Consider the following 8,713-nt stretch of genomic DNA (forward strand, 5'->3'; position numbering starts at 1 on the left):
GGTGCGTACTGACCCTCGTCCTGTTCGACCTCGACGACACGCTGGTCGACCTGACGGGCGCGTTCACCCGGTGGGCGGGCGAGTTCGCCGCCGAGCACGACCTGCCCGGGGGAGCGGTGACGTGGCTGGTGGAGGCCGGCCGCCGGTCGCGCGGCCCCAAGGACCGGCTGTTCGCCGAGGTCCGCGACCGGTTCGGGTTGGCGGAGCCGGTCGCGGAGCTGTGGGCGCGCTACCGGGCGCGGGTGCCCGAGCTGGTCGCGGTGCGCCCCGGCGTGGCGGAGGGCCTGGTGGCGCTGCGCGCGGCCGGGTGGCGGATCGGCGTGGTCACCAACGGGCTGCCGGACAACCAGCTGGGCAAGCTGCGGCGCACCGGCCTGGTCGACCTGGTGGACGGCTGGTGCGCGTCGGGCGAGGTCGGCCTGCGCAAACCGGACCCGGAGATCTTCCGGGTGGCGGCGCGGCGGTGCGGGGTCCCCCTCGCCGGGTGGGTGGTGGGCGACGACCCGGTGCTGGACGTGGAGGGCGGCCGGCGCGCCGGGCTGCGCACGTGCTGGGTCGACCACGGGCGGCCGTGGCCGGGGGACTCGACGCCGCCCGACCTGGTCGCCGGGGACACCCACCTGGCGATCCGACACCTTCTTGAGGCTTCGAGTTAGATTTTTGCGTGATTAAGTAGACATCTTGCAGAACGGCTGCTTATGGTGTGCGCCACGCCACACCGCGCACCCCTGCCCGCCGCCAGGGTCCCGTCCGACGAAGGGCCGAACCCATGCGCCTGCTCCACCACCGACGCCTCCCGGCGCTCGGCGCGATTCCGACGGCCGCCGCCCTGCTGGCCGCGGCGGTGGTCGCGACCGCGGCGCCGGCCGGGTCCCCCGCGGCCGCGGCACCCCCGGCCGCCGCGGCCGCCGGCTCCCCGTTCGACGTGCCCGGCCGGGGCGCGGACGTGCCGTTCGTCGAGCACGAGGCCGAGGACGCCGCCACCAACGGGACGCGCATCGGCCCCGGCCGCCGCCAGGGCACGCTGGAGGGCGAGGCGTCGGGCAGGCGGGCCGTGACCCTGTCCGGCCAGGGCCGGTACGTCGAGTTCACCCTCACCGAGCCCGCGAACTCCATCGACGTGCGCTACAGCGTCCCCGACGGCAACGGCGGCGCGGGCATCACCGCCCCGCTGTCGCTGTACCTGGACGGGCAGCGGTCCGGCAGCCTCTCGCTCACCTCCCGGTACGCCTGGCGCTACGGGTCCTACCCGTACTCGAACGACCCGGGCCAGGGCCGCCCGCACCACCTCTACGACTCCACCCGCGCGCTGTTCCCGACCACCCTCCGGGCGGGTGCCAAGGTGCGGCTCCAAGTGGACCCGGGCGACACCGCGCCGTCGTACACCATCGACCTGGCCGACTTCGAGCTGGTCGCGCCGGCGGCGGCCCGGCCCGCGAACTCCGTGTCGGTCACCGAGCACGGCGCCACCCCGGACGACGGCACGAACGACAGCGCGGCCTTCGACGCGGCGGTGGCCGCCGCCCGGAACTCCGGTCGTGAGGTGTGGATCCCGGCCGGGCGGTTCACCGTCACCAGGCACATCACCGTCGACCGGGTCACCGTGCGCGGCGCGGGCCACTGGCACAGCGTCGTCACGGGCGACCGCGTCGGCTTCTACGGCCTGGGCGAGCCGTCCTCGTGCGGCCAGGGCGGCAACGCGGGCGTCAGCACGCGCGTCGGCCTGCACGACTTCGCCGTCATCGGCGAGGTCACCCACCGCGTGGACTGCGACCAGACCAACGCCATCGGCGGCGCGCTGGGCGGCGGCTCGGTCGTCTCCGGCATGTTCCTCCAGCACACCAAGGTCGGCCTGTGGCTCGACGGCCCCTTCGACGGGCTGACCGTCCGCGGCAACAAGGTCGTCGACCAGCTCGCCGACGGGATGAACCTGCACCGAGGCATCAGCAACGTCGTCGTGGAGCACAACCTGTTCCGCAACATCAGCGACGACGGCATCGCGCTGTGGTCGGAGCACCAGGCCGACCACTCCAACACCATCCGCCGCAACACCGTGGTCGTCCCGATGAAGGCCAACGGCATCGCCCTCTACGGCGGCCGGGACAACGCCGTCACCGGGAACGTCGTCGCGGACACCCAGGACCAGGGCGGTGGCCTCCACGTGGGCAACCGGTTCTCCGCCGTGCCGCTGTCCGGCACCACCACGTTGTCGGGCAACACCACCCTCCGCGCGGGCGTGCTGGACTCCAACTGGCAGTTCGGCGTGGGCGCGCTGTGGTTCGACGCCCGCGACGGCGCGATGAACGGCCGCGTCGACGTCACCGACACCGACCTCGTCGACAGCAGCTACGAGGCCATCCAGTTCATCAGCGGCACCATCACCAACGTGCACTTCGACGGCGTGCGCATCAACGGCGCCGGCACGTTCGGCCTCCAGCTCCAGTCGCCCGGCGCGGCGTCGTTCGCCAACGTGGTCGCCACCGGGCTCGGCCGCGCGGGCGTCTACAGCTGCCTGGGCGAGGGCGCGTTCCAGATCACCAGGGGAGCGGGGAACTCCGGCTGGGACGGTCCGCCCTACTGCGGCGCGTGGCCCGACCCCGTCCACACCGCCCCGACCACCACGCCCACGACCACCACGACTTCGCCGGCGCCCGGCGGCAACCTGGCGCGCGGCAAACCCGTGACGGCCTCCAGCGCGACCGGCGGCTACCCCGCGGGCAACGCGGTCGACGGCGACGCCGGCACCTACTGGGAGAGCGTGAACCAGCAGTTCCCGCAGACCTTCACGGTGGACCTGGGCAGCGCGGTCCCGGTGCGGCGGCTCGTGCTCAAGCTGCCGCCGTCCGGCGCCTGGGGCGCCCGCACGCAGACGTTGAGCGTGTCCGGCAGCGCGGACGGCGGCGCGTACGGCCAACTGGTCGCCCCGACGGGCCTGCGGTTCGACCCGGCGTCCGGGAACCAGGTGGCCGTCCCGGTCACCGGCAGCCACCGCTTCCTGCGGCTGACCGTCACCGGCAACACCGGGTGGCCCGCCGCCCAGCTGGCCGAGTTCGAGGTGTACGCGGGTTGAGGTGACGGGGCGGGTGCCCGCCGGTCGTGCGATCCGGTCGTGCGGCAGGCGGGCACCCGCCCCGGGCGGTCGGGTCGGCGACAGCCCGGACCCGGCACGGTCTGCCGGGGCGCGGGGACCGGGAGCACGGCCTCAGTCGCGCCTGGCCAGCGCCAGCGTGAGTTCGAGGACCCGTTCCGGCGAGGTGAGGTCGCCGAACAGGTCCCGCAGCCGGCCCATCCGGTACCGCACGGTCTGCGGGTGCACGAACAGCGACGCCGCCACTTCGTCCCGCCGCCCGTGGTGGAGCAGCCACGCCCGCAGCGTCTCCTCCAACCGCCGCGCGGTCGCCGGCCGCTCATCCCGCAACGGCGCCAGCACCCGTGCGCGGAGATCGGCGTAGGCCTCCGGGTCGGCGTTGAGCACCAGGTCGACCAGCCGCTGCTCGGTGTCGCGGATGTCCGCGGACAGCGCCCGCGCCCGCGCGGCCCGGGTGAACGACGACACCGCCCGCGTCCACGGCCGGGTCGGGCCGACCACGGCGGAACGGTCTGCCAGCAGTCGGAGCACGTGCCTGCGGTCCGCGTCCGGCACCAGGAGCACGGCCGTGGAGTCCGGCAGGTCCTCCAGCAGCAACGTGCGCGGGTCGAGCAGCCGGTGCGCCGCGCGGGCTTGCGAGGGCGGCAGCAGCACGGCCGTCAGGGAGCCGGGAGGCGTCCAGCCCGCCCGTTCGGCGACCCCGAGCAGCACGTCCTCGTCCGCGCCCGCGATCAGATCACGACAGAGCTGCTCCAGGTGGCGCTCCCGCGCCCGCCCTCGGACGGCCAGTTCGTCGGCGTGCCCGGCGGCGCTGGTCGCGGACAGCTCGTCGATGTAGGCGAAGAGCAGCTCGGCGAACGTGGCCAGCCCCGCGGCGGGCAGGCCGGACGACACGGCTCCGGCGGCGAGACCCCGCCACGCCACTCGCGCGCCGACCCGGTAGGCGCTGAGCAAGGCGTCCATCGAGCGGCCGTCGCGCACCTCGCCGCGGCCCAGCTCGTAGGCGGCCTCGGTGGCGACCCCCTGGGTGTCCACCCCGTCCGCCACGTCCAGGAAGTGGCCCAGAGCGGTGCGAACGGCGCGGCGGATCCTGCTGCCCATCCGGCCTGATAGCGCGCCCTCGTAACTGGGCACCTCGTCGATCACCGCCTGGACCACCTCGTCGGCCGTGACCGGCAGCAACGCCCGCAACGCCGTGATCGTGGCGTGGTCGAGGCCGACCTCGGCGGCACCTCCGGCAGCGCGGTCCACTTGTTCTCCCGGTACAAATCCCAGCGCGAAGTTCACGTCTTGAGGTCAGGACTTTACGCCCGGGGCCACACCATGCTGGGCACATGACGAGCGTTGCCCTCCGCACCCGGTTGTCGAGGCTGCTGGAGATGATCACGACGCCGCTGCTGCCGTCGGACTACCTGGACCTGGTCGATCCGCTGCGCGCGGGCGCCGACCTGCGCGGGCGCATCGAGGCGGTCCACGCCGAGACCGGTGACGCGGCCACCATCGTGATCAAGCCCGGTCGGGGTTGGAAGGGGCACGTCGCAGGGCAGTACGTCAGGGTCGGCGTGGACGTCGGGGGCGTGAGGCTGTGGCGGGCCTACTCCGTCACCTCGCCCGCGAACCGGGCCGACGGTCGCATCACGATCACCGTGAAGGCGGTGCCGGGCGGCAAGGTCAGCAACCACCTGGTTCACCGGGCCGAGCCGGGCACCGTCATCCAGCTCGACCAAGCCGCCGGCGACTTCGTGCTGCCCGCGACCAGGCCCGCGAAGGTGCTCTACCTGACGGCCGGCAGCGGCATCACGCCCGCGATGGGCATGATGCGCGACGCCGACCTCGCCGACGTGGTCGTGCTGCACTCCGCGCCGACCGGGGCGGACGTCATCTTCCGCGACGACCTGCACGACCTGGCCGCCGACGGGGCGATCCGGTTGGTCGAGCGGCACACCGACACCGAAGGCGTGCTCGACATCACCCGCCTCGACGAGCACGTGCCGGACTGGGCCGAGCGCGAGACCTGGGCGTGCGGCCCGGTGGGCATGCTCGACGCCGCCGAGGAGCACTGGGCGCGGCACGGCCTCGCCGACCGCCTGCACACCGAGCGGTTCCGCCCGGCCGTCCTGGCGACGGGCGAGGGTGGCGCGGTCACGTTCACCGCCACCGGCAGGACCGCCGAGGCCGACGGGTCCACGCCGCTGCTCGACGTCGGCGAGCGGGAGGGCGTGCTGATGCCGTCCGGCTGCCGCATGGGCATCTGCTTCGGCTGCGTCACGCCACTGCGCGCGGGCAGCGTCCGGGACCTGCGCACGGGTGAGATCACCACGGCCGAGCCCGGCGTCCTCATCCAGACCTGCGTGTCCGCCGCGGCGGGCGCCTGTGAGATCGAACGCTAGGGAGCGAGCAGCATGACCGCCATCGACCCCACCGCCCACCTGTCCGACGAGCAGGTCGACCAGCTCGGCCGCGAGTTGGACGCGTTGCGCGACGAGGTGATCTCCAGCCGCGGCGAACGCGACGCGGCCTACATCCGCAAGGTCATCTCGGTGCAGCGCAAGCTGGAGATGACCAGCCGGGGCGTGTTGCTGTTCTCCTTCTTCCCGCCTGCCTGGCTGGTCGGCACCGCGGGCCTGTCCGTGGCGAAGATCCTGGAGAACATGGAGATCGGCCACAACGTCCTGCACGGGCAGTGGGACTGGATGCGCGACCCGAAGGTCCACTCCACCTCCTGGGAGTGGGACCACGTCTCGCCGGCCGCGCAGTGGAAGCACTCCCACAACGAGCTGCACCACACCTACACCAACGTGATCGGCAAGGACAACGACCTCGGCTACGGCATTATGCGCGTCGACGAGGACCAGAAGTGGCAGCCGTTCCACCTGGGCCAGCCGCTGTGGAACTTCGTCAACGCCTGCTTCTTCGAGTACGGCATCGCGGCGTACGACCTGGAACTCGGCAAGAACCTGCACAAGCGCCGCCGCAAGGACCCCGAGTTCCGGGCGCGGGCCCGCGAGGTCGGCAAGAAGATCCGCAAGCAGGTCCTGAAGGACTACGTCATCCACCCGCTGCTGTCGGGTCCGTCGTTCCTGACGACGCTCGCCGCGACGTTCACCGCGAACCTGGTCCGCAACCTGTGGAGCCACTCGGTGATCATGTGCGGCCACTTCCCCGAGGGCGTGCAGACCTTCGAGCGCCGCTCGATCGTCGGCGAGACGCGCGGCCAGTGGTACCTGAGGCAGATGCTCGGCTCGGCCAACATCAGCGGCGGCAAGCTGCTGCACATCATGACCGGCAACCTGTCGCACCAGATCGAGCACCACCTGTTCCCGGACCTGCCGAGCAACCGCTACGGCGAGATCGCGCCGAAGGTGCGGGAGGTGTTCGACCGCTACGGCCTGGACTACGTCACGGGATCGTTGCCGAAGCAGCTCTTCTCGGCGTGGCGCAAGGTCTTCCGGTTGTCGCTGCCCAACCGGCCGGTCAAGGCGCCCGACCGCGCGTCGGGGGGCGTCGCGGCGGCGTAGTCGACCGCTCGGCGTACCGGACCGGATCCGTCTCGAAACCCACCATCACTTCAGTGTTGCTCGAAAGCAACGTTCCACCGGCCGATCAGGCGCAGATCACCCTCCGTTCACCGGGCGCTCCTAGCGTGCGCCCATGAGGAGAACCTTGCTGGTCGGGCTGTCGGTGCTGGTGTCGGTCGGGGTGGCGGTACCGGGGGTGGCGGCGCCGGACGACCGCCGGGACTGGGGTCGCGCGACGCTCACCGGGTTCGCCGCGCTGCCGGCGTCGACGTTCGTGCCGGGCAGCGAGCCGTCCGGGGCGGCGCTGGGCACCGCGCCGGTCAACGGGGTGGTGCCGCCGTTCGCGGACCAGCCGGTGCAGGGGTTCAGCGGCGTGCTGCGCAACGCCGACGGCACCTACGACGTGCTGTCGGACAACGGGTTCGGCACCAAGGCCAACAGCGCGGACTTCGCCCTGCGCATCCAGCGGGTGGCGCCGGACTTCCGCTCGGGCGCGGTGGACGTGGTCGGCGGCATCACGCTGACGGACCCGAACGGGCACGTGCCGTTCCCGCTGACGCGGCCGGACCGGGTGCTGACGGGCGCGGACCTGGACGTGGAGTCGATCGTGCGGGTGGAGGACGGCTCGTACTGGATCGGGGACGAGTTCGGTCCGTACCTGCTGCACTTCGACCGGGCGGGGCGGTTGCTGGCGCCGCCGGTGCCGCTGCCCGGCGTGGTGGCGCCGGAGAACCCGGCGGGTTCGCCGAACCTGGGCAGCAGCAAGGGCTACGAGGGCCTGGCGCTGTCGGTGGACGGTCGGACGCTGGACGCGCTGCTGGAGGGCGCGGTCGCGGGCGACGAGCCGGGCACGTTGCGGTTGAACGAGTTCGACGTGCGGCAGGGGCGGTACACGGGGAAGCGGTGGACGTACCGGTTGGACCGGCCGGAGCACGCGATCGGTGACGCGATCACGGTGGACCGGAACCGGTTGCTGGTGATCGAGCGGGACGGCGCGCAGGGCGTCGACGCGCGGACCAAGCGGGTCTACCTGGTGGACAAGCGTGATCGGGACCGTGACGGGGCGGTGGACAAGACGCTGGTGGCGGACCTGTTGGACATCGCGAACCCGCGGCGGCTGGGTGGGTTCGGGGAGCGGTTCACGTTCCCGTTCACCACGATCGAGGACGTGGTGGTGCTGGACGACCGCACGATCGGGGTGTTGAACGACAACAACTTCCCGTCGTCGTCGGGTCGCAGCCCGGGTCGGCCGGATGACAACGAGTTCATCACGCTGCGGTTGGACGAGGCGCTGGGTGCGGATCCGCGGGTGTTGCGGCGGCGGTAGGGGTGGTCGGCGCCGGTGGCGTTCGGGAGGGGCGTCACCGGTGCGGTTCCCCGTCGTCGTGATTTGTGGTACGTGTCAGTACCACAAAAGGGGGTGCGGCCATGGGGCGGGTCCGGGGTGTGGTCAAGCCGGTGGTGCGGTGGGGTGTGCAGCACGGGCTGCCCCGGGCCGCGTTGTTGGCCGCGGCTCGGCGCGGTGATCCGCAGGCGCGGTTGTTCGTGGCGTCGAACGCGTTGCCGACGGCGGCGTTGAGCGGGTTGTTCGACGACATCCGCGGGCGCGGGCCGTTGGTGGAGGGTGCGTTCTCCAAGGTCACGGCGAGTCACGCGGTGGTGCGGGAGGTGTTGACGAGCAACGACTTCCGCAGTGGCATCGGTGCGGGGAGCGGGTGGTTGGCGCGGTTGGCGGAGTGGTCGGCGCCGGATGCGCTGCACCCGATGGTGCCGCCGTCGCTGTTGGTGACCGAGCCGCCCGACCACACGCGTTATCGCAGGTTGGTGACGCGGGTGTTCACCGCGCGGGCGGTGGAGGGCTTGCGGGGGTGGACCGAGCGGACGGCGCACGAGTTGCTCGACGCGCTGGACCCGGCGGATCCGGTCGACCTGGTCGAGGCGTATTGCGCCCTGCTGCCGGTGACGGTGATCGCGGAGGTGCTGGGTGTGCCGGCGGGGGAGCGGCGGCGGGTGCTGGAGTTGGGCACGGCCGCCGCGCCGAGCGGGGACAGGGGGTTGACGTGGCGGCGGTAGCGGCGGGAGGACGCGGGGAGGGTGGCGATCGACG

General features: G+C 72.7%; 7 protein-coding genes. 6 read left to right on the forward strand and 1 reads right to left on the reverse strand.

Translation table 11 applies throughout. The features are described from left to right. Together ACFV4N_RS35150 and ACFV4N_RS35155 are read left to right on the forward strand one after the other, a co-directional pair. Positions 1-656: HAD family hydrolase (locus ACFV4N_RS35150; protein WP_499676974.1), on the forward strand; the 656-nt coding region annotated here is incomplete at its 5' end. A 113-nt stretch (positions 657-769) separates the two neighbouring features. Continuing rightward, positions 770-3,070 carry a discoidin domain-containing protein gene (locus ACFV4N_RS35155; protein WP_499676975.1) on the forward strand — a complete coding sequence of 767 codons (2,301 nt, stop codon included), beginning with the start codon at positions 770-772 and terminating at the stop codon, positions 3,068-3,070. 132 nt (positions 3,071-3,202) lie between these two features. Here ACFV4N_RS35155 and ACFV4N_RS35160 read toward each other — a convergent pair whose 3' ends face one another. Then, positions 3,203-4,339, reverse strand: a complete 1,137-nt coding sequence (locus ACFV4N_RS35160; protein WP_499676976.1) for a PucR family transcriptional regulator — start codon at positions 4,337-4,339, stop codon at positions 3,203-3,205. Positions 4,340-4,422: 83 nt separating this feature from the next. Here ACFV4N_RS35160 and ACFV4N_RS35165 point away from each other — a divergent pair, with 83 nt between their 5' ends. From ACFV4N_RS35165 to ACFV4N_RS35180, 4 genes are all read left to right on the forward strand, one after another. Further along, the gene (locus tag ACFV4N_RS35165) at positions 4,423-5,478 is read left to right on the forward strand and encodes a ferredoxin reductase (protein ID WP_499676977.1); all 1,056 of its coding nucleotides are present in this window, start codon (positions 4,423-4,425) and stop codon (positions 5,476-5,478) included. Positions 5,479-5,490: 12 nt separating this feature from the next. Next, positions 5,491-6,606, forward strand: a complete 1,116-nt coding sequence (locus ACFV4N_RS35170; protein WP_499676978.1) for a fatty acid desaturase family protein — start codon at positions 5,491-5,493, stop codon at positions 6,604-6,606. 133 nt (positions 6,607-6,739) lie between these two features. Beyond that, a complete protein-coding gene (locus tag ACFV4N_RS35175) occupies positions 6,740-7,933 on the forward strand; it encodes an esterase-like activity of phytase family protein (RefSeq protein WP_499676979.1) in 1,194 nt (397 codons plus the stop codon). A 101-nt stretch (positions 7,934-8,034) separates the two neighbouring features. Continuing rightward, positions 8,035-8,679 carry a cytochrome P450 family protein gene (locus tag ACFV4N_RS35180; protein ID WP_499676980.1) on the forward strand — a complete coding sequence of 215 codons (645 nt, stop codon included), beginning with the start codon at positions 8,035-8,037 and terminating at the stop codon, positions 8,677-8,679. The last annotated feature ends 34 nt before the right edge of the window (positions 8,680-8,713 follow it).

Origin of the sequence: Actinosynnema sp. NPDC059797 (genome assembly GCF_042732085.1) — a bacterium.
Classification (GTDB): domain Bacteria; phylum Actinomycetota; class Actinomycetes; order Mycobacteriales; family Pseudonocardiaceae; genus Actinosynnema.